Raw genomic sequence first — 26,601 nt, 5'->3', positions numbered from 1 at the left:
GCACCTCGACGCAGGGGCAGGTCTTCCCGCCGACCCTGCGCGAGGTCATGCTCCGCCCGCGGTGGATCGCGATGCTCGTGCTGTGCCTCGTCGTCGCGGGCGTCTTCTCCTGGCTGCTGCAGTGGCAGCTCGTCCGCGCGATCGACACCGACCGTCCCGAGTCCGGCGCGACCGAGATCGTCCGGCCGATCGACGAGGTCGCGCAGCCGGGGCAGTACCTCGACGACTCGCTGGTGGGCCAGAAGGTGGCGGTCGAGGGGCACTGGGTTCCGGGCGACTTCATCGTCGTCTCCTCCCGCTACAACGACGGCGCCGAGGGCTACTGGGTGACCGGCCAGTTCAGGGTGGACGCGTCCCCCGAGGCGCGGTCGATCGCGGTGGCCATCGGATGGTCGGACTCGCGTGACGAGGCGGACGCCGCGGCCGCGCAGCTCGAGAAGCGCGCCGAGGCGGCCGACGCCTTGCCGGATGGCGGCGTTGCGGGTGCCGTGGACCTCACCGGGCGTCTCATCTCCGACGAGGGTCCGCAGCTGCCGCCGGGCGACGACGTCTTCGAGATGACGCGGATGTCCCCTGCCGCGCTCCTCTCCCGCTGGCACGAGACCGAGATCGACGGCGAGCACATCGACGTCTACCGCCAGTACCTCACGTCGGACGATCCGGTCGCCGGTCTCGTCGAGACCGACCTCGAGACGATCGCCTCGCACGCCCCGGATGAGGGCAGCTCGGTCAACTGGCTGAACCTCTTCTACGCCGCCGAGTGGGCGGTCTTCGCCGGGTTCTCGTTCTACCTCTGGTACCGGCTCGCGAAGGACGACTGGGAGCGCGAGGTCGAGGCCCTCGCGGGCGTCGACCCCGACGAGGAGTAGGCCCTCGCGACCGCTGCCGGAAGCGGGTGCCGTCAACCCCTGTCGCGACGGCGACCTCCATGGCTAGCGTGGCGGCACACGCCAACGGAAGGACCGCCATGCTCCGCGCACTCGCCCTGAACTGCTCGCTCAAGCCCTCGCCCGCCGTGTCCAGCACGGATGTGCTCACTCAGCAGGTGCTGGACGCGCTCGCCCCACACGGGGTCGCGGGCGAGATCGTCCGCGTCGTCGACTACGACGTGAAGCCGGGCGTCGAGGCCGACATGGGGGACGGCGACCAGTGGCCGACGCTGCGCGAGCAGGTCCTCGCCGCCGACATCCTCGTGCTCGCCACCCCGACCTGGGTCGGCCACATGTCGAGCGTCGCACAGCGCGTGCTGGAGCGGCTCGACGCCGAGCTGTCGGAGACCGACGACGAGGGCCGCCCGATTCTCGCCGGCAAGGTCGCCGTCACCGTCGTGGTCGGCAACGAGGACGGGGCGCACGCCATCACGGCCGCGCTGTTCCAGGGTCTCAACGACGTGGGCTACACCGTCCCCTCGCAGGGCGGGGTCTACTGGAACGGCGAGGCTATGCACACCACCGACTACAAGGACCTCGACGAGACGCCGGAGCCCGTCGCGCAGACGACCGCGACCCTCGCGCGCAACGCCGCGCATCTCGCGAAGCTCCTGTCGGAGACGCCGTACCCGGCTCCCTGATCCTCCCGCCAGGCGAGCGGATGGCTCCTCCCGCAGGCCCGGGAGGGCCCATCCGCAACCGCGGGAGGGGCCATCCCGCCTCGGCGAATGGCCAGCGAGCCGCCCCGTAGAATGGAACCATGCCACAGCCGCGGGTCTCCTCGTTCCCTCAGATCCGCCGGGCGCTCCGCTTCTACCAGGTCTGCTCGGTCATCACCGGCGTCGGTCTGCTGCTGCTGTGCGCGGAGATGCTGCTGAAGTACACGCCGCTCGCGGTCGAGCTGTTCTTCCTCGATTCGCACGGCCTGTTCGCGTTCCGCGAGGTCGTGCCGAACCCGACCGGCGGTCTCGACTCGACCGGCGACGGCGTGAACCTCTCGCTCGGCATCCTCATCGTGCACGGATGGTTCTACGTCGTGTACCTGTTCGCGTGCTTCCGCGTGTGGAGCCTCATGCGCTGGCCGTTCTGGCGCTTCATCCTGCTCGCCGGCGGCGGCGTGGTGCCGTTCCTCTCCTTCTTCATGGAGTACTTCGTCGCCCGCGATGTGAAGCGGTACCTCGCGCAGCGCGAGGAGGTGGCCGCCGAGAAGCGCGCGGCCAAGAGCGCCGGCGATCCCTCTTCTCCGTCCGCCCCCACCCAGGAGGTCCCCCGATGAGCGCAGACACCGCTGCGCGCCCCGTCCTCGTCGTCGACTTCGGCGCGCAGTACGCCCAGCTCATCGCACGTCGCGTGCGCGAGGCCGGCGTCTACAGCGAGCTGGTGCCGCACACGGTCACGGCCGACGAGGTCGCCGCGAAGAACCCCGTCGGGATCATCCTGTCGGGCGGCCCGTCGTCCGTGTACGAGCCCGGAGCGCCCTCGCTCGACCCCGCCATCTTCGACCTGCGAGTGCCGACGCTCGGCATCTGCTACGGCTTCCAGGTCATGGCGAAGACCCTCGGCGGCGAGGTCGCGCACACCGGGCTTCGCGAGTACGGTGCGACCGACGCCGTGATCGCCGGCGACGGCGGCGTGCTCCTCGGCGGCCAGCCGGTCGAGCAGAACGTGTGGATGAGCCACGGCGATCAGGTGTCCCAGGCGCCCGAGGGCTTCCAGGTGCTGGCGTCGACGGCGGTGACCCCGGTCGCCGCGTTCGCCGACGACGAGCGCTGCCTCTACGGCGTGCAGTGGCACCCCGAGGTGAAGCACTCGCCGTACGGCCAGGACGTGCTCGAGAACTTCCTGCACCGCGCGGCGGGGCTCCCCGCCGACTGGAACAGCGGCAACGTCATCGAGGAGCAGGTCGCGCGCATCCGCGAGCAGGTCGGCTCCGCGCGCGTCATCTCCGCGCTGTCGGGTGGCGTGGACTCCGCCGTGTCGACCGCGCTCGTGCACCGCGCGATCGGCGACCAGCTCACCGCGGTGTTCGTCGACCACGGGCTCCTCCGCAAGGGCGAGCGCGAGCAGGTCGAGCAGGACTACGTCGCCTCCACCGGCGTGCGCCTCATCACGGTCGAGGCGGCTGAGACGTTCCTCGGTCATCTCGCCGGCGTCACCGACCCCGAGCAGAAGCGCAAGATCATCGGGCGCGAGTTCATCCGCGCGTTCGAGAAGGTGCAGCGCGACCTCGTCGAGGAGGCGAAGGCCGAGGGCGAGCCCATCCGCTTCCTCGTGCAGGGCACGCTGTACCCCGACGTCGTGGAGTCGGGCGGCGGGGCGGGCACGGCCAACATCAAGAGCCACCACAACGTCGGCGGCCTGCCCGAGGACCTCGACTTCGAGCTCATCGAGCCGCTGCGCACCCTCTTTAAGGACGAGGTGCGCGCCATCGGCCGCGAGCTCGGCCTGCCCGAGGCGATCGTCGGACGCCAGCCCTTTCCGGGGCCCGGTCTTGGCATCCGCATCGTGGGCGAGGTCACCGCTGACCGCCTCGAGATCCTGCGCGAGGCCGACGCCATCGCCCGCGAGGAGCTGAGCGCCGCCGGTCTCGACCGTGAGATCTGGCAGTGCCCGGTGGTGCTGCTCGCCGACGTGCGCTCGGTCGGCGTCCAGGGGGATGGCCGCACCTACGGCCATCCGATCGTCCTGCGCCCCGTCTCGAGCGAGGACGCGATGACGGCGGACTGGACGCGTCTGCCCTACGACGTGCTGTCGAAGATCTCCAACCGCATCACCAATGAGGTGCGCGAGGTCAACCGCGTCGTGCTCGACGTGACCTCGAAGCCGCCGGGGACCATCGAGTGGGAGTGATCCCGCGCGCGTGAGGCCGTCGCTGCAATCGCAGCGGCGGCCTTCGCCTTCTCCCCGCTGAGGTTCGCCAGTGCGGGCGACACGGCTGGCGGCCCGGAAGCGTGTCGCCCGCACTGGCGAACGGCTCGGGCATCGCAGAATAGACCGATGACCTCCTACCGCATGCGCGACCGGCTCATCCGCGACCACACCGTGGCGGTGCCGCTCGACTGGACGAACCCCGACGACGGCCGCACCATCGAGGTCTTCGCACGCGAGGTCGCGCACGTCGACCGCGCCGACGCCCCGGTCCTCGTGTTCCTTCAGGGCGGACCCGGCGGCAAGGGGCCGCGCCCCATGCCGGGCGGCGACTGGATCGACGAGGCGCTGAAGACCCACCGCCTGCTGCTCCTCGACCAGCGCGGCACCGGGCGCTCCACACGTGTGGAGCGCGCGTCCATCGCCGGCATGAGCGGCGAGGCGGCCGCGGCGTACATCCGCCTGTTCCGCGCCGAGCAGATCATCGCCGACCTCGAGCACATCCGGCGCGCGGTGTTCGGCGGCATCCGCTGGCAGACCCTCGGCCAGAGCTACGGCGGCTTCCTCACCCTGACGTACCTGTCGTTCCACCCCGAGGCGCTCTCGGCCTCGTACGTCACCGGCGGGCTCACCTCCACGGATCCCGACCCCGTCGAGGTCTACCGCCGCACGCTGCCGCGCGTCGCGGCGAAGACCGCGGAGTTCTACCGCCGCTACCCGCAGGACGCCGACATCATCGCCCGGGTCGTCGACATCGTGGAGAACGACGACATCCGCCTCCCGAGCGGCGACCGCCTCTCCGCACGGCGCCTGCAGACCCTCGGGATCGACTTCGGCATGAAGCCGGGCTTCGAGCGCCTCCACTGGCTCTTCGACGAGGCGTTCTCGCGCCCCGGCCGCCTCAGCGACGCTTTCCTCGCCGCGGTGGACGACGCCAGCCAGTACTGGGGAAACCCGCTCTACGCCCTGCTGCAGGAGGAGATCTACGCGGATGGCCCGGGGGCGACCGCCTGGGCCGCGCAGCGGGTGCGCGACGAGCTCGGCGGCCTCGCCGCGACGGATGGCCCGATGCCGTTCACGGGGGAGATGTTCTTCCCGTGGATGTTCGACGAGATCGCCTCCCTCCGCCCCTTCCGCGAGGCCGCACATGCGCTCGCGGCGGCCGACGACCATCCGCGCCTGTACGACCGGGCGCGGCTCGCGCGGAACGAGGTGCCGGTCGCGGCCGCCATGTACTACGACGACATGTACGTCGACTTCCATCAGGCGGAGGAGACCGCGCGGTTCGTGCCGAACACGCACCTGTGGGTCACGAACGAGTACGAGCACGACGGCCTGCGGCAGGACCCGCGGATCGTGCGCGCGCTCATCGACCGCGTCGTCGCAGAGGGCGGACCGCTGTGACGTCGGATCCCCCGGCCGCGGGCGCCCGACCGGATCGCGCAGCTCGTCACGCCCGCGGCGCGGTCTCGGCGCTGTTCCTCACGAACGGCGCGCTGTATGCGAACGTCGTGCCGCGCCTGCCCGAGATCAAGGAGGCGCTCGGCCTCAGCGACACCCTCTACGGCGCGTCGATCGCGGCGATGCCCGTCGGCGCGCTGATCTCCGGGCTCGCGGCCGCCTCGCTCATCCGCCGGGTCGGCTCGGGACGCCTCGCCGCCATCGGCTCGGTCCTCCTCGCCGTGGCGATGCTCGGCATCGGTCTCGCGCCGCTGCCCATCCTCTTCGCGCTGGCGCTGTTCACCGCCGGGCTCCTCGATTCGGTGACCGACGTCGCGCAGAACGCGCACGGCCTGCGCGTGCAGCGCCGCTACGGACGCTCGATCATCAACGGCTTCCACGCCCTGTGGTCGCTCGGGGCCGTGGTCGGGGGACTCATGTCGGCCGGCGCGATCGCCCTCGACCTGCCGCTCGGGGTCCACCTCGCGATCACGGGGGTGATCTTCGCGCTCACCGCCGTCGTCGCGTCGCGGTTCGCGCTGCCGGGGCCGGAGGAGGAATCCGGCGCGACCGACGCGCCACGGCCATCCGCCGCCGCGGGCAGGCTGACCCCGCGGGTCGCGTTCATCATGGCGGGGCTCGCGGTCATCGCGATCGCGGGCACCATCGTGGAGGAGGTCGGCAGCTCCTGGGCGACGCTCTACATGCGGGAGTCGCTCGACGCCGCGGCCGTTCTCGCGCCGATGGGCTTCATCGCCCTCATCGGGTCGCAGTTCGTCGGACGCCTCGTCGGCGACCGCCTCGTCGATCGGTTCGGCCAGCGGATGGTGGCCGTCGCGGGCGGCCTGCTCGTCGCGCTGGGGATGGGGTCGGCTCTCGCCGTGCCGACCATCCCGGGGACGCTCATCGGCTTCGCGGCAGCCGGCTTCGGGGTGGCCACGCTCGTGCCCGCCGCGATGCACGCGGCCGACGAGCTGCCCGGCCTGCGTCCGGGATCCGGGCTCACGGTCGTCACGTGGCTGATGCGGCTGGGGTTCCTCATCTCGCCGCTCGTGATCGGCGCGATCTCCGACGCCACCGAGCTGCGCGTCAGCCTGCTCATCGTGCCGGTGTCGGGCGTGCTCGTCGTGCTGCTGTCGGGCTTCCTGGAGCGTCGACGGGGCTGAGGGAGGAAGGCGGCGCGGCCGTTCGGGTCGACCGCGCCGCCGGTCTGTCAGCGGCGGCCGCCGCCCGTTCCGCCCATCCCACCGGCGAGGGCCTGGCCGGTCGTCGCCTCGGCGACCGCGGAGCCGTCGACGGCCACGGAGTACGTCTCGCCCGCCACGACGTCGGCGCTCGAGAACACGACGGCGCCGAACGCCTTCTCGGCCGTCGTCGAGAAGAGCACCGTGCCGTCCGCCGCGGTGATCTCGACGGTCGAGCCCTCGGATCCGGACGCCGTCGCGGCCACCCACGCCTGCGCGGAGTCCGCCACCGGGGAGCCGCCCATCCCGCCGGAATCGAGGGCGAGCACCGTGCCGCCCGTGATGGTGAGCGAGCCGTTGGTGTCGAGCGCGCCGTTGCCCTGGCCGGTGGGCCCGTACACGACGGTCGTGCCACCGGTGATGTCCATGGAGCCGTTCGAGTCGAGCCCGTCGCCCTCGGCGTCGACCGTCACCGTGCCGCCGGCGATGAGCACATACTCTCCGCTGTCCTGCATGCCTCCCCCTCCCATTCCGCCCTGCATCTCCTCGCCGCTCGCGGTGTCGGAGCTCGTCCCGGCCGAGCCGTTGATGCCGTCGTCGGTCGACGTGATGTCGATCGTGCCGCCGCCGATCGCCACCGTGCCGCCCTCGATGCCCTCCTCCGCGGAGATGGTGATCGCGCCATCGGTCACGATGACATCGGTGTACCCGTCGATGCCGTCGCTGCCCGCGGTGATGTCGAGGGTGCCGCCCTCGATGGAGACGTAGCCCTGGGTGTCGTCCTCGTCCTGGTCGGAGGCGAGGCCGTCGCCGCCGGCGTCGATCGTGATCGTGCCGCCGCGGACCGTCAGGGAGTCCTTGCCCTTCAGCCCGTCATCGGCCGCGGTGACGCTGAGCTCGCCGGACAGCACGACGAGATCGTCCTTGCTCGTGATGCCGTCTTCGGCGGAACCCTCGACCGCGAGCGATCCGGTGCCCGAGACGGTGAGGTCCGCGGCGCTCCAGATGGCGGCGTTCGCGTCCGCGTCCGCGGCGTAGGCGCCGGTCGAGGTCACGGTGTTCGTCGACCCGTCTGCGAGGTGAATCGCCACGTCGTCGGCAGCAGTCACCTGGATGGCCGGGGCCGCGTCGGCGGTGATCGTCACGCCGTCGAGGATGAGGACGACCTGCGCGTCCTCGGGCGCATCGACGACGATGGAGCCGTCGAGCTCGCCCGAGATGCGGTAGACGCCCGCCTCCGTGATGGTGACCATGCCGTCGGAGCTCGTCACACCCGACGCGTCGGTGGCGGCGGTGTCGCCCGAGAGGGTGACGTCGACCGCGTCATCCGTCGACCACTCGTCATCGTTCACGACGGTCTGATCGGCGTTCGCGTCGAGCACCTCGGCGACGCTCGTCGGCGTCTGGGCGGTGGTGTCGGTGGTGGTCTCGGTGCCGCTGTCGGTGCCTGAGTCGGTGCCGCTGGTCGTCGAGGCGGCGCTGGAGCTCTGCGTCGTCGAGCCGGTGTCCGCGCTCGCGATGGCCGAGCATCCGGTGATGCCCGCCACGGCCAGGGCGAAGACGAGGCCGAGGCCGGCGCGGGCGGTGCGGGGAGCGGGGCGGTGAGAGGTCATGAGGTTCTCCGATCAGGCGGCGAGCGCGTGATGCGCGTCGAAGTGGGTGCGGAGCACGCGGCTCCATTTATTGGAGGGAAGCTCGGGGCGCAGGGCGGCGAGGCCCGTCGCGAACTTGCTGATGCCGACGGGGCGGATGGCCGCCCGCCACAGCAGGCGATCGAGCGACGATGCGCGGCTGGCGGACTTCGTCTCCACGATGACCAGGTCGGCCCTGGCCATCCGCTCGCCCTGGACATCCGCCCACTCGAGGTCGGTGTCGATTGTGGCGCGCGCTCCTTCGGGAAGGAGCAACGTCGTGCGCCGGTATGCCGTGTGCAGCGTGGGAACCAGCTCGTCGACGACCGCGGGAGCGATGCCGAGCGCCGCGATGCCCTCAGCGGCATACGCGCGGCCTTCGGCGGTGAGCCGATCGACGGCGTCGGACGGGATGCGGTCCTTCACCGTCGTGCCGCGGCTGCCGCGCGTCTTCAGCTCGAGGAATGCCGCGTCGGTGTCGACGTAATGGCGAGCACGGAGCTTGAAGCGGCGACGACGGCCGAGGGCGGCGAGCCGGTAGCTCAGCAGGTCGGGGGTGTCGAAGTACATGGTGCCGTACTGCGAGCCGCGCTCGCCGTCGATCTCCAGCACGCGGGTGCGGTCGTCCACCTGGGCCAGGACGCGCTCCGCGTCCGCCGCGGTCAGGAGGTACTTGCGGTCGACCCGGGTGAGGAGCTCGGCCTCGGCGACGAGCTCGTCGAGGGAGATCGCGGCGAATCGGTCGGCGAACGCGGGGGTCACGCGGACACCTCCTCGCGGAGGGCTGCGCCGGCTGCGGCCCGGACGGCCGGGCGAGCCCGGTACCGGACGTCGACGAGCGTCGTGTCGTTGACGAAGTCGATGTGCTGCACGGAGAGGGCGCGCACCTCGCCGCCCAGGCGCTCCTCGAGCACCCCCCGCAGTCGCGCGTCGTCGCCGATCGCCTCGTCGAGCTGCACGGTGCGGTGGCGGTAGGAGGAGAAGAGCGCGGGATGGTCGACGATCGCGAGGGCGACGACGATGACCGCGACGAGCACGGTCGGCAGCACGCTGAAGGTCTGCGACAGGCCCGTGAGCAGCCCGACGGCGAGGGCGGCGAAGTAGTAGGCGACCTCGCGCTGCGAGATCTCGCTCGAGCGGAGGCGGATGATCGACAGCACGCCGAACAGGCCGAGCCCGAGACCGACGGCGACCTCCGACGTGGCGAGCACCTGGCAGACCGCGAAGACGCCGATGTTGACGCCGAAGAAGGCGACGACGAGGTCGCGGCGCCGGTGGCGCTGGAAGTACACGGCGACCGTCAGCAGCGTGATGGCGGCCAGGTCGATGAGGAGCATCGTGAGATCGGGCATGTCGTTCACCTTTCGTTGCTTTCAGTGAAATCGGGCAGGCTATGCGTCTCCTATGGCCGGCTCATGCGAGGACATGGGGTTTGCGCGCCGCCCCTGCCCACGGGCGAACCGAACCCGCCGTCGCCTTGCCGCGCGCGAACACCCACACCCGCTGCGCGGCGAACGCGGCCACCCACAGCACGCCCTCGGTCGCGAGCTTCGCCACGATCAGCCCCACACCGAGCGCGTCGAGAAGCGTCATGAGCATCACGTTCGCCGCGAGGATGGCCGTGGCCAGCGCCGCGTACCGCCCCAGCTCCGCGCCGAGAGCGCATGGCCGTCGGTCGCGCCCGAAGACCCATCGGCGATTCACGAGGAAGTTCACCGTCGCGCTCACGAGGCGAGCGAGCACGATGGCGCCCTGCAGCCATCCGCTCGTCTGCAGCAGCACCCAGAGGAGCGCGGCGTCGACCGCGGCCGCGAGCAGAGACGACGCGAGGAACGCCGCGAGCGGGGCGAGCACCCGCGCGGAGTCCCGCAGCGGGCGGAAGTGCGAGCTGCGGTTCTCGTCGAGGTAGACCGTCGCGATCGGCGTCTGCGCGAGCGCGAACCCGGCGCGCCGGGCGCGCAGCAGCATCACCGCCTCGTACTCGAAGCGGTCGCCTGGCAGGCCGACGGCCCAGGGGAGGGCGTCGGCGGGGATGCCGCGCAGCCCGGTCTGCGTGTCGGCGATGCGCGCGCCGGTGACGAGCGCGAAGGCCCGTGCGGCCACCGCGTTGCCGAACCGGCTGCGCAGCGGGACGTCGTCGCCGTCGAACGCGCGAACGCCCAGCACGATCGCGTCCGGGCGGCTCTCCACCTCCCTTGCGACCCTCACGATGTCGTCAGGCGCGTGCTGCCCATCCGCGTCGGCGGTGACGACCGCGGCGCCCGGATGACGCGCCCGCGCATGCCGGAAGAGCGTGCGCAGCGCCGAGCCCTTGCCGCGGTTGACCCCGTGCGTGAGGACCGTCACCCCGGCCGCTTCGAGCGACGCGAACACGGGGGCCGAGCCGACTCCGCTGCCGTCGTCGACCACGACGAGCTCGAGATCCGGGTCGAGTCGGCGGATGGCCGCGGCCAGGTCGGCGAGGCGATGATCCGGCTCGTACGCGGGGATCGCCACGACGGTCACGCCGCACCGCCGATGTAGAGGATGTCGCTGGTGGCGCGCTCGCCGCCGTTCGAGGGGCGGTTCACGACCGCGCCCTCGTGCCACATCTCGCTCGATCCGCCGCCGTCGAGGTTGTACGCGGTCTGCGCGCCGAGGCCGACGAGCATGTCGGCGAGCTCGGGGAGCGTCATGCCGCGGCTGTAGCCCTCGTCGCGCCCGTCCACGACGACGAAGACGAGGTGCGTGGCGTCGATGACGCCGATGGCGGTGCGCGGCTGCTGACCCTGGATGGAGTGGTTGCCGACGTTCGTGTCGACCTCCACCTCGTCGACGCCGGCGATCGCGGCGCCGTCGCGCACCAGGGCGGGGCCGAACGACAGGGTCGTCCACACGCCGTCGTCGAGAAGCGCCTGCGCGCTCGTCGTCGTCTCGTCGTAGATCTCGGCCCGGCCATCCGCATACAGCGCGAGGCCCTCGCGCGCGCCGATGTCGCGGTAGATGACGCCGTTGCGGATCTGGATGCCGGTGTCGCGGAAGCCGTAGTAGTCGCCGTTGACAGCGAAGATCGCGCCCTGCGCCACCGCCATCTCCGAGACGAGCTGCGTGATGTTCTCACCGAACTGGTCGTGCGCGAACGCGGTGCGCAGGGCGGTGGGGTCGTCGAGGGACACCCTCGCGACGTGGGCGGTGACGGTGTCGCCGCCGGAGCCGGTCGTCACGGTCTCGACGGTGACGTCGGTGGTGGATGAGGCCGTCGTGGCGGAGGCCGCGGTGCCGGTCTGCTGCTGCTCCTGCTGCTCCTCGAGCGCGGAGACGTCGGCGACCTCGACGTGGGGGATGAGGAAGCGGTCCGCGGCCCACCACGTCGCGGTGCCGGCGCCGACCACGGCGGTCGCGCCGCCGATGAGGAAGGCTCGGCGGGAGAGGGTGCGTCTTTCGGTCATGAGCCGATGCTCGACGCGCCGGCTATGGCGGTGCTATGTCAGGGGGATGGCGGTGCTAGGAGGTGCCGCCGGCTGGCGGTGCGGGACACGCGGCAGGCCTCACCCGCTCCCACACACGACGAAGGCCGCCCCGGAAACCGGGGCGGCCTTCGTGTAAAGCGGCGGCGAGGTCAGTCGCTGCCGCGGAGGATCGCGATCATGCGCAGGATCTCGACGTACAGCCACACGACCGTGACCATGATGCCGAAGGCGGCCTGCCACGCGAACTTGCGCGGGGCGCCGTTGCGGACGCCCTGCTGCACCATGTCGAAGTCCATGACGAGCGAGTACGCGGCCATGAAGACGACGAGCACGCCGATCGCGATGCCGATCCAGCCCGAGCGGAGGCCCCAGCCGTCGACGACGCCCGTCATCGAGAGCACGAGGTTCAGCACCGAGAAGACGAGGTAGCCGATCATCGCGATCATGAGGATCTTGGCGCCGCGCGGGGTGGCGCGCACCTTGCCGCTCATGAACAGCGCGAGCGTCACGCCGACGACCGCGACCGTGGCGAGCGTGGCCTGCACGATGATGCTCGGGTAGATGAACTCGAAGTAGGCGGAGATGCCGCCGACGAACAGGCCCTCGAACGCCGCGTACGCGACGATGAGCGGAACGCTCGGGTTCTTCTTGAACGCGTTGACGAGGCCGAGGATGCCGCCGCCGATGACGCCGATGAGCATCGGGCCCATCGACAGCGAGGTGGCGTTCGCGGGGCTGAGCGACCCGCCGAGCGTGATGATCCAGCCCACCGCCGCCGTCACGAGAAGCACCGCGAACAGGAGCACCGTCTTCATGACGGTGTCCTCGATGGTCATGCGGCCGGTCTGGTGCGCGCCGGCCGTGGGAGCGGCGAACGCACCCTCCATCTGCGCGTTCGCGGCCGCGTCGACGCCCATCTGACCGAACTGGGCGGCGGGCGGCGGAGTCGTGGGCGTGCCGTACTGCGCGGTGCGGGGCGCGCCGGGGTAGGACCGGACCGCGCGCGGGTCCGGCGAGAAGACGGGGTTGTTGAAACCGGGGCTGGCCATGATGTGGTCACTCCAATGTCTGCAAAGACGGCGCGATCTCATCGTCGAGCTCCGCGGAAGCCCCACGATGATGCTGTCCCCTCAGGGTAGTCACGCCACGCTATGGACGGGCTGTGATTCTCGCCGGTTCTCCGTGGGCGAAACTAGCCTGCTGTGATGCCCCGTCGCCATCCGCTCGTCATCGGCCACCGCGGCGCCCCCGGGTACCGCCCGGAGCACTCCCGCTCGTCCTACGCGCTCGCGTTCGCGATGGGAGTGGACGCCGTCGAGCCGGACGTCGTCGCGACCCGCGATGGCGTGCTCGTCGTCCGCCACGAGAACGAGATCTCCGGCACCACCGACGTGGCCGACCATCCGGAGTTCGCCGATCGGCGCACCGAGAAGGCGGTCGACGGGCAGCGGATGGCCGGCTGGTTCACCGAGGACTTCACCTGGGACGAGCTTGCCACGCTCCGCACCCGCGAGCGCATCCCGGCCCTCCGCCCGGCGAGCGCGACCTTCGACGACGCCGAGCCCATCCTGCGCCTGGCGGACCTCCTCGACCTCGTGCGGGCGGCGTCGCTCGAGCACGGTCGCGAGATCGGCGTCGTGCTCGAGATCAAGCACGCGACCTACTTCGCAGGTCTCGGCATCGATCTCGCGGCCCTCGTCGAGCGCGATCTGCGCGAGAGCGGATCGCCGGCGTCGGGCCTTCCGCTCATCGTCGAGTCGTTCGAGGGGACGGTTCTCGAGCGGGTGCGCGAGCGCGGCGTCGCGGCGACGTACATCCACCTGATCGAGGCGGACGGCGCCCCCGCCGACCTCGTCGCGCGCGACGGCGCCGCCGCCCCGACGTATGCCGAGATCGCGAGTCCGTCGGGTCTCGACGCCCTCGTCGGCGTCGTCGACGGCATCAGCGTGGACAAGAAGATGGTGCTCGATCCGGATGGCACGGGTCGGGCGCGCGGGTCGGCCCCGCTCGTGAGCGACGTGCGTGAGCGCGGCCTGCAGCTCTACGCCTGGACATGCCGCCCTGAGAATGCGTTCCTGCTGCCGGAGTTCCGCGGCCCGGGTGGACGCGCCGCGTTCGGCGACTACCGGGCGGAGTGGGAACTCCTTCGCGAGCTCGACGGGATCTTCGTCGACCATCCCGATCTCGGAATGGACGTCTTCCGCCCGGTCAGCTGAGGGCGCGGCCGAATGCCGGCCGGAACATGCGTCGCAGCGCACGGTCGGCCCGGCGAGCGTCGCCCTCGTCCACCGCGCGCGCGACCTCGGCCGCGCACGCGCCGATGATGCTCGGCGGGTTGAGCAGCGGCATCTCGCCGCGCATGCTGCGCTGCACCTCGCGGCCCGCACGGTCGAACGACGTGCGCAGGAACGGATTGCCGGTGCGCGCGACGACCTCGTCGAAGAGGTCGAAGGTCGCGGCATAGACCGCCTCGGCCGTGACTCCCGGCCGCGCGCAGATCCGCGCGGCGCGGCGCAGCCGGGCGGACAGATCGGCGCGGGCGGCGACGTCCATCTTCGGCAGCGCGAGTTGCAGGGCGATGCCGATCTCGAGCCCCACGCACTCCATCGCGGTCTGGAACCGATTCGGCGCCGGCTCGGTCACCCGATAGAACCGCGTGCGAGTCTCGCGGACGAGCCCGTGCTGCTCGAGCTCCCGCAGCGCCACGCGCACGAGGGCGCGTGGAATGCCGAGCTCGGCGGCCAGTCGCGCGTCGCGGATGCGCGCGCCCGGCGGCAGCTCGCCCGATCGGATGGCATCGGCGACGTGATCGATCGCGCGAAACAGCTCGGCGTGCTCGACGACACGCACCTGCAACGAAGAACGCTCCATGGCAGACCCCCCTGCAGAGAAGCTAGCGCTCGGGAACCGAAGCGCCAAGCACGTGACGTCAGGGTTGCGGCGTGACCACGTCGAACAGGTCGAGGATGATCTGCTCGGCGCGCACGCCTTCGCCGTCGCGGATGGCATCGCGCAGGTCGTCGAAGAGCGCTCCGGAGGCCTCGTCGACGGCGATCGCGAATTCGCCCTGCCCGATGTTGCGCTCCAGGGCGAAGCGCGCCTCGCCGGTCAGCGAGCGGAACACGGGGTTCTCCGTCTGATCGACGAGGAACATGAACGACGCGAAGTAGCGCTCGCACGCGCGCACGCGGTCGCCCGCTGCCAGCGCCGCGCGGAGCTCGTCGAGCAGCGCGAGCGCGTGGTCGCGTGCGACGTCGTCCATCCGCTCCGCAGCCATCCGAGCGGCCACGGCGGTCTGATAGCGCGCGAACTCGATGGACGCGGCGACCATCTCGGGCGTGATCTCCGTCACGCGCGTGAAGCGGCTCGCGGACATCTCGATGAGGCCCTCGCGCTCCAGGCGCTGCAGGGCTTCCCGCACGGGCATGCGCGAGACGCCGAGGCTCTCGGCGATGTCGAGGTCGCGAATCCGCTCTCCGGGTGCGAGAGAGCCGTCGACGATCGCCGCGGCGATCCGGTCGTACACAGCGTCACCGAGTCGGGCCGGTGACAGGTCGAGCTTTCCGATGAAATTCGGCATCGCAACCTCCAGAGTCGATGCGAACGGATGAACACTACCGCCACAACCTGCGGGAAGTCGCTCAGGAACTCGGCTGCAGGGCATATCCCTAGATCCGGCGTTGTCAGGGGCTCGATCTACACTCGGAACCGACATGACAGACGCGCTCTTCTCCCTCTCCGCCGCCTCCGACGATGACCTGCTGAAGGGGCTCAACCCGCCCCAGCGCGAGGCCGTCGAATACCGCGGCCCGGCGCTGCTCATCGTCGCGGGCGCAGGCTCGGGGAAGACCCGTGTGCTCACCCACCGCATCGCGTCGCTGCTGCGCAATCGGGAGGCGTGGCCGAGCCAGATCCTCGCGATCACGTTCACGAACAAGGCGGCCGGCGAGATGCGCGAGCGCGTCGAGCAGATCGTCGGCGACAGTGCGCGCGGCATGTGGATCGCGACCTTCCACTCCGCCTGCGTGCGGATCCTCCGCCGCGAGGCCGGCCAGTTCGGGTTCACCAAGGCGTTCACCATCTACGACTCCGGCGATTCCCGCGCGCTGCTCAAGCGCATCGTGCGCGAGCGGGAGGCCGACGCGCTGGGGCTCACGCCCGCCGGCGTGCAGTCGCGCATCTCCAAGCTCAAGAACGAGCTCGCCGACGCGGAGTCGTATGCGCGCGACGCGAACATGAGCGACCCGGCCGAGCGGAAGTTCGTGGAGATCTTCGGCGACTACCAGCGGGCGCTGCAGAAGGCGAACGCGTTCGACTTCGACGACCTCATCGCGCAGACCGTGTTCCTCTTCCGCGCGTTCCCGCACGTCGCCGACGTGTACCGGAAGCGCTTCCGGCACATCCTCGTCGACGAATACCAGGACACCAACCACGCCCAGTATCAGCTCATCCGGGAGCTGACCCGGCCGGTGCAGACGGAGGTCTCCTCCGGCGGCGCCGCCGTGCTCATCCCCGAGGCCGACGGCGCCTCGCTCACGGTCGTGGGCGACTCGGATCAGTCCATCTACGCGTTCCGAGGCGCGGACATCCGCAACATCACGGAGTTCGAGCGCGACTTCCCGGGGGCGAAGGTGGTGCTGCTGGAGCAGAACTACCGCTCGAGCCAGAACATCCTCGACGCGGCGAACTCCGTCATCCGCAACAACTTCGACCGCAAGGACAAGCGGCTGTGGAGCGACCAGGGCGAGGGCGAGAAGATCGTCGGCTTCACCGGCTACTCGCAGCACGACGAGGCGCAGTTCGTCGCGGATGAGGTCGAGAAGCTGCGTCGCGCGGGCATGGACTACCAGCAGATGGCGGTCTTCTACCGGACGAACTCGCAGTCGCGCGCGCTGGAGGAGATCTTCATCCGCGCGGCGGTGCCGTACAAGATCATGGGCGGCACGAAGTTCTACGACCGCGCGGAGATCAAGGACGCCCTCGCGTACCTCGTCGCGGTCGCGAACCCGGCCGACGAGATGGCGGTGCGGCGCATCCTCAACCGCCCGAAGCGCGGCATCGGCGACGTGACCGAGACGACGATCGCGAGGTTTGCCGCCGACAACGGGATGAGCTTCCGCGACGCCCTCGCCCACCCCGCCGAGATGGGCCTCGGTCCCAAGCTGCAGAAGGCGATCGCGCAGCTCGACGAGGTGCTGCGCGCGGCGAGCGAGATCCTGCAGCCCGCGTCGGGGGAGCAGCCGCCGTCCAGCTCCGTCACCGACGCGCTGCGGGTGCTCCTCAACGACAGCGGCTACTACGACGCGCTGCGCCGCAGCCGCGACCCGCAGGACGAGGCGCGGGTGGAGAACCTCGACGAGCTCGTCGCCGTGACCCGCGAGTTCGCCCGCAACAATCCCGAGGGCACGATCGTCGACTTCCTCACCGAGGTCGCGCTCGTGGCCGACACCGACGACCTCGACGACGAGTCGGGCTCGGTCTCGCTCATGACGCTGCACACGGCGAAGGGCCTCGAGTTCGACGCGGTGTTCCTCACCGGCGTCGAGGAGGACCTCATCCCGCACCGCATCTCGGCGAACGAGCCGGGCGGGCCGCAGGAGGAGCGCCGGCTGTTCTACGTCGGCATCACCCGGGCGCGAAAGCGGCTCTACGTGTCGCTGGCGATGACGCGCGCGCAGTTCGGCGAGGTCACCGCCGCGATGCCGAGCCGGTTCCTGCAGGAGATCCCCGCGCTGCTCATCGACTGGAAGCAGTCGCCCGGCGACGTGAACTCGCGCGGCGGCTCGCAGTCCCGCGCGCTCAACGCGCGCCGGCCGCAGAACGACCGATGGGGCGTGAAGCCGCTGGCGCCCGGCAGCGGGCTGAAGCCGAAGTCGACCGCGATGGACCGGTTCCCGGGGCTCGTGACGAACAAGGTGCGCGACAACGGCGACCTCGAGGTGGCCGCCGGCGACCGGATCCGCCACGAGGACTTCGGCGAGGGGACGATCGACGTGGTCACGGGGGAGGGCGCCAAGCGCGTCGCGCACGTGCGCTTCGACACCGTGGGTGCGAAGAAGCTCCTCATCAAGGTCGCGCCGATCACGAAGATCTGAGGATGGTCGACGTCGCCACCCGCGCGCCGGCGAAAGCCTGGCGCATGCTCGTGCTGGGTGTGCTCGCGCAGGCCGCCGGCACGATGCTCGTCAGCGCGCCCGCGTACCTCATCCCGCTGCTGCACCTCGAGCGGGGTCTGACGCTCGCGCAGGCCGGCCTCGTTGCCGCCGCGCCCACCGCGGGGATGGTCGCGACGCTCGTCGCGTGGGGGCACCTCGCCGACCGCCGCGGGGAGCGCGGCGTCATCGCGGTTGGGCTCGTGCTCACGGCGCTTCTCTCCGCGGCGGCCGCTGCGGCCTCCGGCCTGGTGCTGCTCGGGGTGCTTCTCGCGCTCGCGGGCGGAGCGTCGGCGAGCGTCAACTCGGCCAGCGGCCGGATCGTCGTCGGCTGGTTCCCGAAGGAGCGTCGGGGCCTCGCCATGGGCATCCGCCAGATGTCGCAGCCCCTGGGCGTCGCCGCCGCGGCGATCATCGTGCCGCCGCTCGCCGCGGCCCACGGCATCGCCGCGCCGCTCATCGCGGCCGCCGTGGCGACCGGGGCCTGCGCCATCCTGTGCGCCGTGGGCATCGAGAACCCGCCACGCGCGACGGCGGCCGAGGTCGTCGCAGCCGGCAGCCCGTATCGGCGCAGCAGCTTCCTGCTGCGCATCCACGCGGTGTCGGCGCTTCTCGTCGTTCCGCAGTTCCTGCTGTCGACGTTCGGCATGGTGTGGCTCATCGCCGGACTCGGATGGGACGCCGCGGCCGCCGGCGCGCTCATCGCGGCGTCGCAGTTCATCGGCGCGTTCGGCCGCATCGCCGTCGGCGCGGTGAGCGATCGCGTCGGCAGCCGGGCGCGCGTGCTGCGCTGGGTGGCGGTGAGCGGCATCGCGGTGATGGCGCTGCTGGCCGCGGCAGCCGCGCTCGCCTGGAGCCCCGCCGCAGCGATCGTGCTCGTCATCGCGACCACGGTGACCGTGGCGGACAACGGCCTCGCCTTCACCTCCGTCGCCGAGGCCGCGGGGTCGGGCTGGTCGGGGAAGGCCCTCGGCGTGCAGAACACGGGGCAGTTCATCGTGGCCTCGGCAGTCGGCCCGCTCATGGGCGCGCTCATCACGGCGGTCGGCTACCCGCTCGCGTTCGCGCTGGCAGCGCTCGCGCCGCTCGTGTCGCTGCCGCTCATTCCGCGCGAGGACGAGCACGCGGTTTGACGGCGGCCGCGCGGTGTTCTGCGCGCTGTCCTGCGGGGTGTGCGCGGGTGCACGGGGCGCCGATGTCGAGCGCGGGTGCCGGCATCGACCCGTAGGGTGGATCCATGGGCCTGTTCTCGAAGAAGAAGAAGACCGACCCCACGGCGGAGGAGGCGACCTCGACCCCCGTCGAAGGATCGGAGGCCGCTGCGGCGGCCGCCGAGCAGCCCGCCGAGACCTCGGCCGACAGCACCCCCGAGGTCGGCATCTCGTTCTCCGCCTTCCGCGGCGTCGGATCGTCGGGCCCGCAGGTCGCTCGCCCGTCGGAGGAGCAGCCGTCCGCCGAATCGGCGTCCACGCCCGCTCAGCCTCGGCCGTCCGCCCCCGCCGCACCGTCGGCGGCGGGCCAGCCGCGGCCATCCGCGCCGCAGCCGACGCCCGCCCCGCGGCCCGAGCTGCCGAAGGCGCCGGCTGCGCCGCCCACGGTGCTCGAGACGGTTCCCGGGCTGCGGGACAACGCGCTGCTGCGCGATGCGCTCGCCGCGCTGCCGGAGAAGCCGACCGGTGCTCAGGTGCTCGGCGTGCTGCGTCAGATGCTGCAGGGGCACGTGTTCCTGCGGGTCAAGGGCGACGCACGGCAGCAGATCTCCGAGGGCAAGCCGGTGACGTTCGGCATCGCGCGCGTTGGCGACAAGAACTTCATGGTCGCGTTCAGCTCGGGCAAGGCGCTGCGCGAGGCCGTGCAGAGCGATGGCGACGCCGAGACGTCGGCGGTCGCGCAGCCGGTGTCGGCGCTGCTGCAGCAGCTGCTGAAGGCCGACTTCGGCGGGATCATCATCGACAACAACTCCGCGCCGCACCGTGTCGTGCTGCCGCGTGACATCGTCGAGCAGGCGATGACGCAGGCCGACCCGGAGTTCCGGCTCAAGGCGCTGCTGGCCGCACCGCGGGAGGCGGACACCCCGCACAAGGTCGCCGCGCTGCTGGCCGAAGCCCCGCCGCTGTGGGTCGCCGTCGGCGCGCTCGCCGAGGACGACAAGAGGATGGGCATCGCCGAGGCCCGCCTGGCCGACGGCACGCGGCTCGTGCAGCTGCACTCGCACCCGCTCGAGGTCGTCGCGCAGGGCCGCGGCGAGAAGGCGCTGCCGATCCAGGTGCCGAAGCTCGCGAAGATGCTGCGCGACCACGAGGAGCTCGGCGGCGTGCTCATCGATCCGGCCGGTCCGCTGATGACCCTCACGCGTGAGGAGCTCGCGCCGGTGCTCGCGCTGCCGGAGTGACCCGTCGAACGGCACCGCGGAACCGGGGCTCCCGGTTCCGCGGTGCCGTTCTGGCGTTCTGAGCCGCGATTCGGCGAGTTCGGCACTGCCGAGGTCCGGGCCGTCCCGTTCGGTGGTGCCGAACTGCCGCTATGCGCGTGCTTTCCGCCATTTCCGCACCATCGGATTCCCGGCCATCCGATTCGGTGGTGCAGTTCTGGCGTTATGAGCCCTGAATCCGCGAGTTCGGCACCACTGAACGCCGGGGCGGTCGGCCCGGTGGTGCTGTTTTCGCGTTATGCGCGTGCTTTCGGTTGGCTCGGCACTGCCGAGTTCCGGACCAGGGACCGGGTCGAGCTCAGTACTCCGTGCGGGCCGCGAACGTCTCCAGCAGGCGCTGCAGCGAGTCCACACGGCCGGCGGGCAGGGTGCCCGCGGCGACGGCCTCGTTCAAGGCGCAGTCGGGGGCGTCCGGGAGGTGCGTGCACCCGCGTGGGCACTCCTCGGCCACCGCGTCGAGGTCGGGGTAAGCCCGCAGGATGTTCGCGGGGTCGACGTGCCCGAGCCCGAACGAGCGGACGCCGGGAGTGTCGATGACCCAGCCCCGGCCATCCGCGCCCTGGTAGCGCAGCGAGACCGTCGACGACGACGTGTGCCGCCCGCGTCCGGTGACCAGATTCACATGGCCGGTCGCGCGACCGGCGGTCGGCACCAGCGCGTTCACGAGCGTCGACTTGCCGACCCCGGAGTGCCCGACGAACACGGTCGAGTGCCCGACGAGCGCGCGGCCGATCTCGTCGACGGGGGCCTCGTCGCGTGCACTGCGGAAGACCCGCAGATCGGGCAGGCCGTCGAAGTGCTCGAGGAAGGCGGACGGGTCGGCGAGGTCGGTCTTCGTCACGACGAGCAGCGGCCGGATGCCCGCATCGAGCGCCGCCACGAGGTAGCGGTCGACGAGACGGGGGCGGGGCTCCGGGTCCGCCGCCGCCACGACGACGAGCATCTGGTCGGCGTTCGCCACCACGACGCGCTCGACCTGATCGGTGTCGTCGGCGCTGCGGCGCAGGAGCGAGGTGCGCTCCTCGATCCCGACGATGCGCCCGAGCGTGCCGTCTTGGCCCGATGTATCGCCCACGACCCGGGCGCGGTCGCCCGTGACGATGGGCGTGCGGCGCAGCTCGCGGGCACGGGCGGCGGTCGACTCGTGCTCGTCGGGACCGTCCTCGTCCACGAGCACCGTGTAGCGGCCGCGGTCCACGCCCAGCACCCGCGCGATGCGCGCGTCTTCGTGGGCGGGCCGCCGCTTCGTGCGCGGGCGGTTGCCCTTCGGGTTCGGCCGCACCCGGATGCTGGACTCGTCGAATTCGTCGAACTCGTCGTCGAGGTCGTCGGCGTCGTCGAGCCAGCTCACGCGGGGGTGCTCCGGGGTCCGCGCAGCATGCCCTCCCACAGCTGGACGAACTCGGGCAGCGTCTTCGCGGTGGTGCCGATGTCGTCGACGACGACCCCGGGCGTCCGGATGCCGACGAGCGCGCCGGTGGTCGCCATGCGGTGATCGTGGAACGCGCGCCAGGTGCCGCCGGTCAGCTCGCGCGGGATGATGCGGATGCCGTCCGGCAGCTCCTCGGCCTCGCCGCCGACCGCGCGCAGGTTCGCCGCGAGCGCGGCGAGGCGGTCGGTCTCGTGGCCGCGGATGTGCGCGATGCCGCGGAAGGTGGACGGCCCGTCGGCGTAGGCCGCGAGGCCCACGAGGGTGGGGGTGAGCTCGCTGACGCCCGACAGATCGAGATCGACCCCCTGGATGGCCTTGCCGGCGGACACGGTCAGGTTGCCGGAGCGTCGGCTGACGCGGGCGCCCATCGCGGCGAGGATCTCGGTGAGGTGCGCTCCGGGCTGAGTCGAGTGCGCAGGCCATCCCGTGACCGTCATATGGCCGCCGGCGATGAGCGCGGCGGCGAGGAACGGCGCGGCGTTCGAGAGGTCCGGTTCGATCGCGATGTCCTTCGCGCGCACGGGACCGGCCGGCACGATCCACTCGTCGTGGCCGGAGCGCTCGACGAGCACGCCGCGCCGCGCGAGCGACTCGATGGTCATGTCGATGTGCGGCACGCTGGGCAGGCGCGCGCCGACGTGGCGCAGACGCAGCCCGACGTCGAAGCGGGGAGCGGCCAGCAGCAGCCCCGAGACGAACTGGCTCGACGCCGACGCGTCGATGTCGATCTCGCCGCCGCGCAGGTGCCCGCGGCCGTGCACGCGGAACGGCAGCGACCAGTGACCGCCGTCGTCGATGTCGACGCCGAGGTCGCGGAGGGCCTTGATCATGCCGCCCATCGGGCGGTGCAGCGCGCTCTCGTGCGCGGTGACGTAGACGTCGCCGTCGGCGAGGCCCGCCAACGGCGCGACGAAGCGCATGACGGTGCCCGCCTGGCCGGAGTCGATCGTGCCGCCGCCGCGCAGGGGAGCGGCGGGCGTGACGTGCAGGTCGGGGCCGAACGGGCTGTCGCCCTCGACCTCCTCGATCTCCACGCCGAGCGCGCCGAGCGCGTCGATCATGCGGCGCGAGTCGTCGGAGTGCAGCGGCCGGTGCAGGGTGCTCGGTCCCTCGGCGATCGCGGCGAGCACGAGCTCGCGGTTGGTGAGCGACTTCGATCCGGGAACGGCCAGAGTCGCACCCAGGGCGCGTTCAGCCGTGGGAGCCCGATAGGCGCCCTGCGGTCTTTTCGCGGCATCGCTGCCGTCGAGGGAATACCCACGCGCAGTCATCGCGTTCCACCCTACTGAATGCACGAGAGGAGTCGAATGAACGCCACCCTTGCGGATCCGCGCGTCGCGGTGGATGATGCGCCCCACGACCTCGCCTCCTCGCGCCTAGACTCTCCGATCATGAGCGACGCACAGTCTTCCCCGGTCGACGCGCGCACGCAGTTCGAAGAGCAGGCGCTCCCCTTCATGGACCAGCTCTACGGTGCGGCGATGCGGATGACTCGGAATCCGCCCGACGCGGCCGACCTCGTCCAGGAGACCTTCGTCAAGGCGTTCGCGTCGTGGTCGTCCTTCACACAGGGCACGAACCTCAAGGCGTGGCTGTACCGCATCCTGACGAACACCTACATCAACACCTATCGCAAGAAGCAGCGCGAGCCGTACCAGGGGACGATCGACGATCTCCAGGACTGGCAGCTCGGCGGCGCCGAGTCCACCACCGCGATGAGCAGCCGATCCGCCGAGGCCGAGGCCATCGACCGGATGCCGGCCTCCGTCGTGAAGGACGCGCTGCAGTCCATCCCCGACGACTTCCGGATGGCGGTGTACCTCGCCGACGTGGAGGGCTTCGCCTACCAGGAGATCGCCGACATCATGAAGACCCCCATCGGCACCGTCATGAGCCGCCTGCACCGGGGCAGGCGACTGCTGCGCGGACTGCTGACCGACTACGCGGCCGAGCGAGGCATCTCGGCCGCCGAGACAGGAGCGAAGAAATGACCGACTGCGGCTGCGAGAAGGCCCGACAGGACCTCGAGGCGTACCTCCGGGGCGCTGTGGAGCTGTGCCACACCCAGCACACGGAGATCAAGGAGCACATCGAGGGCTGCCCGGCATGCCAGGACGAGGTGCTCGTCGAGAACACGCTGACCGAGGCCATCCAGCGCTCATGCCGCGAGGAGGTCGCCCCCGAGGATCTGCGCGACCAGGTCCTCGCGAAGCTGCGCGCGGCGCACAGCGTCGCCTGATCCGACCCCGCGAGCGTCGCCTGATCCGACCCCGCGACCGCGCCTGATCCGACCCTGAGGCCGCGGTGCTGAGCACCCAGTCGCGGGGTGGACAATAGACGACGTGGAAGAGCTCTTCGTCCTCCTGCTGGTGGTCGTCACCGCCCTGGCATTCGACTTCACCAACGGGTTCCACGACACGGGCAACGCCATGGCCACATCCATCGCGACCGGGGCTCTCCGGCCGAAGGTCGCGGTCGCCCTGTCGGCGGTGCTGAACCTCGTCGGCGCGTTCCTCTCGATCGAGGTCGCGAAGACCGTCGGGGGAGACGTCGTCGACCTGAACCAGGCGCAGGGCGAGGAGCTGATGCTCATCGTCTTCTGCGGACTGGTGGGCGCGATCATCTGGAACCTCGTGACGTGGCTCTTCGGCCTGCCGTCGTCGTCCAGCCACGCGCTCTTCGGCGGCCTCGTCGGCTCCGCGCTCGTGTGGGGTGTCACCAACGGCGTGAACGGCGTCGTCTGGGGCGGCATCATCGGCAAGGTCCTCATCCCCGCCGTGCTCTCGCCGGTCATCGCGGCCCTCGTCGCGGGCGTCGGCACCTGGATCGTGTACCGGATCACACGCCGCTCGCCCGCACGTCGTACCGAGCGAGGCTTCCGCTGGGGTCAGATCGGGTCGGCGTCGCTCGTCTCGCTCGCGCACGGCACCAACGACGCGCAGAAGACGATGGGCGTCATCTTCCTCGCGCTCATCGCCTACGGCGCCGTGAACCCCGAGGACGACGTGCCGTTCTGGGTGAAGCTCACCTGCGCCCTCGCGATCGCGCTGGGCACCTACCTCGGCGGATGGCGCATCATCCGCACCCTGGGCAAGGGACTCGTCGAGCTGTCCGCGCCGCAGGGGCTCGCGGCGGAGACCTCGAGCGCGGCGATCATCCTCACCTCCAGCCACCTGGGGCTGCCGCTGTCGACCACGCACGTCGCCACCGGCTCGATCCTCGGCACCGGGCTCGGCCGCAAGGGCGCGGAGGTCCGCTGGAAGCTGGCGGGTCGGATGGCCGTGGCCTGGGTGGTCACGCTGCCGGCGGCCGCGGCTGTGGGCGGCGTGTGCTGGTGGCTCGGCAGCGCCTTCGATGGGCTCGGCGGCATCCTCATCGTGCTGGGGCTGCTCATCGCCCTGTCGATCTTCATGTTCGTGCGCTCGCGCCGCGACGAGGTGTCGCACCACAACGTCAACGACGCGTGGAACAAGCACGACGTCGCCACCCTCGACACCGCGAACATCACCAGCGTCGTGAAGGTCAGGCGGTAGCGGCATGCACATCGACGTCGCCGCGATCTCCGCGGCCCTCCTGCAGGTCGTCATCGCCGGCCTGCTCCTGGGAGCGGGCCTGCCCGCCCTCTTCGCCCTCGGCACCCGGCTCCTCGCCGGAACCGAGGAGCATCCCGAGGTCTCCTCCGGCGCGCGTGCGGGCGCCTGGATCTGCTTCGCGCTCTGTGCGGTCGCGGCGGTGTTCGGCATCATCGTCATCGTCTTCGGCAAGGTGATCTTCGGAGCCTGAGCGGGCCATCCGACCCGCCGGTGAACACCCGGCGGCCGACCCGCCGACGGCGAGGTGAACGTTGGGTGAACAGACGCCGCTGAAGCCCTCATCCGCGCTCGCGGCCCTCGCGCGCGCGCGACCATAGAGGTATGGAAGAGCTCCTCGTGCTCTCGATCGTCGTGATCACGGCGCTCGCGTTCGACTTCACCAACGGATTCCACGACACCGGCAACGCGATGGCCACCTCCATCGCCACGGGAGCGCTCAAGCCCCGCGCCGCGGTCGCCCTCTCGGCCGGACTGAACCTCGTCGGCGCGTTCCTCTCGATCGAGGTCGCCAAGACCATCGGCGGCGACGTCGTCGACCTCGGGCAGGCGCACGGCGAGCAGCTCATGCTCATCGTGTTCGCCGGCCTCGTCGGCGGCATCATCTGGAACCTGCTGACCTGGCTGTTCGGCCTGCCGTCGTCGTCGAGCCACGCGCTCTTCGGCGGCCTCATCGGCGCCGCACTCGTCTGGGGCCTCGTCAACGGCGCGAGCGGGGTACTGTGGGGATCGATCGTCGCCAAGGTCGTGCTGCCCGCACTGCTCGCCCCCGTGGTCGCGGCGCTCGTCGCCGCCGTCGGCACCCGCGCCATCTACCGCATCACGGCCCGCGTGCCGCGTCGGATCGAGGAGAAGGGCTTCCGCTGGGGCCAGATCGGCTCCGCGTCGCTCGTCTCCCTCGCACACGGCACCAACGACGCGCAGAAGACGATGGGCGTCATCTTCCTCGCCCTCGTCGCGCACGGCGCCCTCACCGGCGACGACGACATCCCGTTCTGGGTGAAGGCCGCCTGCGCGCTCGCGATCGCGCTCGGCACCTACCTCGGCGGCTGGCGCGTCATCCGCACCCTCGGCAAGGGGCTCGTCGAGATCGGCGCGCCGCAGGGCATGGCCGCCGAGGCCTCGAGCGCCGCGATCATCCTCACCTCGAGCCACCTCGGTCTGCCGCTGTCGACGACGCACGTCGCGACGGGCTCGATCCTCGGCACCGGTCTCGGCAAGAAGGGCGCCGAGGTGCGCTGGGGCGTGGCGGGTCGGATGGCCGTCGCCTGGGTCATCACGCTGCCGGCCGCGGCTGTCGTGGGTGCGGTCTGCTGGATGCTCGGCAGCGCGATCGGCGGCCTCGCCGGCGTGCTCGTCGTGTTCGCGATCCTCGTCGTGCTCGCCCTCGCGATGTGGCTGCGCGCCAAGCGCAAGCCGGTGAACCCCGACAACGTGAACGAGGACTGGGACGAGGCGCTCGCCGCCGAGGTCGCAGAGAAGGCGCTGGTCTGAC

General features: G+C 71.3%; 25 protein-coding genes. 15 read left to right on the top strand and 10 right to left on the bottom strand.

Annotated features, from left to right (window positions below):
- The first annotated feature begins 47 nt into the window (after window positions 1-47).
- The 6 genes from QWJ90_RS11555 (at window position 48) to QWJ90_RS11530 (ending at window position 6,403) form a co-directional block, all read left to right on the top strand.
- A complete protein-coding gene (locus QWJ90_RS11555; RefSeq protein ID WP_290108073.1) occupies window positions 48-869 on the top strand; it encodes an SURF1 family cytochrome oxidase biogenesis protein in 822 nt (273 codons plus the stop codon).
- 98 nt (window positions 870-967) lie between these two features.
- Window positions 968-1,570 (top strand): flavodoxin family protein, encoded by a 603-nt coding sequence (locus tag QWJ90_RS11550; RefSeq protein ID WP_290107994.1) that lies wholly within the window; start codon window positions 968-970, stop codon window positions 1,568-1,570.
- A 119-nt stretch (window positions 1,571-1,689) separates the two neighbouring features.
- Entirely contained in the window at window positions 1,690-2,205 is a 516-nt protein-coding gene (locus QWJ90_RS11545) for a DUF3817 domain-containing protein (RefSeq protein ID WP_290107992.1), read from the top strand.
- Window positions 2,202-3,779, top strand: a complete 1,578-nt coding sequence (guaA, locus tag QWJ90_RS11540) for a glutamine-hydrolyzing GMP synthase (RefSeq protein WP_290107991.1) — start codon at window positions 2,202-2,204, stop codon at window positions 3,777-3,779. The genes QWJ90_RS11545 and guaA overlap by 4 nt, the downstream gene beginning before the upstream one ends.
- Before the next feature lie 147 nt (window positions 3,780-3,926).
- Complete coding sequence (locus QWJ90_RS11535; protein ID WP_290107990.1) at window positions 3,927-5,201, top strand: alpha/beta fold hydrolase; 1,275 nt, start codon at window positions 3,927-3,929, stop codon at window positions 5,199-5,201.
- Window positions 5,198-6,403: an MFS transporter gene (locus QWJ90_RS11530; RefSeq protein WP_290107989.1), complete on the top strand. Its 1,206-nt coding sequence runs from the start codon at window positions 5,198-5,200 to the stop codon at window positions 6,401-6,403. Before QWJ90_RS11535 ends, QWJ90_RS11530 begins: the two co-directional genes overlap by 4 nt.
- A gap of 47 nt (window positions 6,404-6,450) precedes the next feature.
- Here QWJ90_RS11530 and QWJ90_RS11525 read toward each other — a convergent pair whose 3' ends face one another.
- The 6 genes from QWJ90_RS11525 to QWJ90_RS11500 all read right to left on the bottom strand — a co-directional run bounded on the left by QWJ90_RS11525 (window position 6,451) and on the right by QWJ90_RS11500 (window position 12,550).
- A complete protein-coding gene (locus QWJ90_RS11525; RefSeq protein WP_290107988.1) occupies window positions 6,451-8,034 on the bottom strand; it encodes a carbohydrate-binding domain-containing protein in 1,584 nt (527 codons plus the stop codon).
- Window positions 8,035-8,046: 12 nt separating this feature from the next.
- On the bottom strand, window positions 8,047-8,814 hold the full coding sequence (locus QWJ90_RS11520) for a polyphosphate polymerase domain-containing protein (protein ID WP_290107987.1): 768 nt from the start codon (window positions 8,812-8,814) through the stop codon (window positions 8,047-8,049).
- Window positions 8,811-9,404, bottom strand: a complete 594-nt coding sequence (locus QWJ90_RS11515) for a DUF4956 domain-containing protein (protein WP_290107986.1) — start codon at window positions 9,402-9,404, stop codon at window positions 8,811-8,813. Before QWJ90_RS11515 ends, QWJ90_RS11520 begins: the two co-directional genes overlap by 4 nt.
- Before the next feature lie 61 nt (window positions 9,405-9,465).
- On the bottom strand, window positions 9,466-10,557 hold the full coding sequence (locus QWJ90_RS11510) for a bifunctional glycosyltransferase family 2/GtrA family protein (RefSeq protein WP_290107985.1): 1,092 nt from the start codon (window positions 10,555-10,557) through the stop codon (window positions 9,466-9,468).
- Window positions 10,554-11,480: a phosphodiester glycosidase family protein gene (locus QWJ90_RS11505; RefSeq protein WP_290107984.1), complete on the bottom strand. Its 927-nt coding sequence runs from the start codon at window positions 11,478-11,480 to the stop codon at window positions 10,554-10,556. The genes QWJ90_RS11510 and QWJ90_RS11505 overlap by 4 nt, the downstream gene beginning before the upstream one ends.
- Before the next feature lie 170 nt (window positions 11,481-11,650).
- Window positions 11,651-12,550 (bottom strand): Bax inhibitor-1/YccA family protein, encoded by a 900-nt coding sequence (locus QWJ90_RS11500; RefSeq protein ID WP_290107983.1) that lies wholly within the window; start codon window positions 12,548-12,550, stop codon window positions 11,651-11,653.
- Window positions 12,551-12,706: 156 nt separating this feature from the next.
- Here QWJ90_RS11500 and QWJ90_RS11495 point away from each other — a divergent pair, with 156 nt between their 5' ends.
- Entirely contained in the window at window positions 12,707-13,717 is a 1,011-nt protein-coding gene (locus QWJ90_RS11495) for a glycerophosphodiester phosphodiesterase family protein (RefSeq protein WP_290107981.1), read from the top strand.
- On the opposite strand, the gene QWJ90_RS11490 is transcribed toward QWJ90_RS11495, so the two are convergent.
- Together QWJ90_RS11490 and QWJ90_RS11485 are read right to left on the bottom strand one after the other, a co-directional pair.
- The gene (locus QWJ90_RS11490) at window positions 13,710-14,372 is read right to left on the bottom strand and encodes a GntR family transcriptional regulator (protein WP_290107980.1); all 663 of its coding nucleotides are present in this window, start codon (window positions 14,370-14,372) and stop codon (window positions 13,710-13,712) included. The genes QWJ90_RS11495 and QWJ90_RS11490 overlap by 8 nt on opposite strands.
- 58 nt (window positions 14,373-14,430) lie before the next feature.
- Window positions 14,431-15,081: a GntR family transcriptional regulator gene (locus tag QWJ90_RS11485; protein ID WP_290107979.1), complete on the bottom strand. Its 651-nt coding sequence runs from the start codon at window positions 15,079-15,081 to the stop codon at window positions 14,431-14,433.
- Window positions 15,082-15,214: 133 nt separating this feature from the next.
- Here QWJ90_RS11485 and QWJ90_RS11480 point away from each other — a divergent pair, with 133 nt between their 5' ends.
- The 3 genes from QWJ90_RS11480 (at window position 15,215) to QWJ90_RS11470 (ending at window position 20,045) form a co-directional block, all read left to right on the top strand.
- Complete coding sequence (locus tag QWJ90_RS11480; RefSeq protein ID WP_290107977.1) at window positions 15,215-17,596, top strand: ATP-dependent helicase; 2,382 nt, start codon at window positions 15,215-15,217, stop codon at window positions 17,594-17,596.
- Window positions 17,597-17,598: 2 nt separating this feature from the next.
- Window positions 17,599-18,786: an MFS transporter gene (locus tag QWJ90_RS11475; RefSeq protein ID WP_290107976.1), complete on the top strand. Its 1,188-nt coding sequence runs from the start codon at window positions 17,599-17,601 to the stop codon at window positions 18,784-18,786.
- A 104-nt stretch (window positions 18,787-18,890) separates the two neighbouring features.
- Window positions 18,891-20,045, top strand: a complete 1,155-nt coding sequence (locus QWJ90_RS11470) for an SseB family protein (protein ID WP_290107975.1) — start codon at window positions 18,891-18,893, stop codon at window positions 20,043-20,045.
- Window positions 20,046-20,382: 337 nt separating this feature from the next.
- On the opposite strand, the gene rsgA is transcribed toward QWJ90_RS11470, so the two are convergent.
- Together rsgA and aroA are read right to left on the bottom strand one after the other, a co-directional pair.
- Window positions 20,383-21,435, bottom strand: coding sequence for a ribosome small subunit-dependent GTPase A (gene rsgA, locus QWJ90_RS11465; RefSeq protein WP_290107974.1), 1,053 nt, complete (start codon window positions 21,433-21,435; stop codon window positions 20,383-20,385).
- The gene (aroA, locus tag QWJ90_RS11460; protein WP_290107973.1) at window positions 21,432-22,787 is read right to left on the bottom strand and encodes a 3-phosphoshikimate 1-carboxyvinyltransferase; all 1,356 of its coding nucleotides are present in this window, start codon (window positions 22,785-22,787) and stop codon (window positions 21,432-21,434) included. Before aroA ends, rsgA begins: the two co-directional genes overlap by 4 nt.
- Window positions 22,788-22,907: 120 nt before the next feature.
- Here aroA and QWJ90_RS11455 point away from each other — a divergent pair, with 120 nt between their 5' ends.
- The 5 genes from QWJ90_RS11455 to QWJ90_RS11435 all read left to right on the top strand — a co-directional run bounded on the left by QWJ90_RS11455 (window position 22,908) and on the right by QWJ90_RS11435 (window position 26,600).
- Window positions 22,908-23,507, top strand: a complete 600-nt coding sequence (locus QWJ90_RS11455) for a sigma-70 family RNA polymerase sigma factor (RefSeq protein ID WP_156241928.1) — start codon at window positions 22,908-22,910, stop codon at window positions 23,505-23,507.
- Window positions 23,504-23,755: a zf-HC2 domain-containing protein gene (locus tag QWJ90_RS11450; RefSeq protein WP_290107971.1), complete on the top strand. Its 252-nt coding sequence runs from the start codon at window positions 23,504-23,506 to the stop codon at window positions 23,753-23,755. Before QWJ90_RS11455 ends, QWJ90_RS11450 begins: the two co-directional genes overlap by 4 nt.
- A 103-nt stretch (window positions 23,756-23,858) precedes the next feature.
- Window positions 23,859-25,049 (top strand): inorganic phosphate transporter, encoded by a 1,191-nt coding sequence (locus QWJ90_RS11445; protein ID WP_290107969.1) that lies wholly within the window; start codon window positions 23,859-23,861, stop codon window positions 25,047-25,049.
- Between the two features lie 4 nt (window positions 25,050-25,053).
- On the top strand, window positions 25,054-25,299 hold the full coding sequence (locus tag QWJ90_RS11440; protein ID WP_290107968.1) for a hypothetical protein: 246 nt from the start codon (window positions 25,054-25,056) through the stop codon (window positions 25,297-25,299).
- Window positions 25,300-25,430: 131 nt separating this feature from the next.
- Window positions 25,431-26,600 (top strand): inorganic phosphate transporter, encoded by a 1,170-nt coding sequence (locus tag QWJ90_RS11435; RefSeq protein ID WP_290107967.1) that lies wholly within the window; start codon window positions 25,431-25,433, stop codon window positions 26,598-26,600.
- The last annotated feature ends 1 nt before the right edge of the window (window position 26,601 follow it).

The sequence above is a fragment of the Microbacterium oryzae genome (assembly GCF_030406385.1).
GTDB lineage: Bacteria > Actinomycetota > Actinomycetes > Actinomycetales > Microbacteriaceae > Microbacterium > Microbacterium oryzae_A.
The sequence above is the reverse complement of the archived record's forward strand: the minus strand, read 5'-3'. Positions and strand labels throughout refer to the sequence as shown.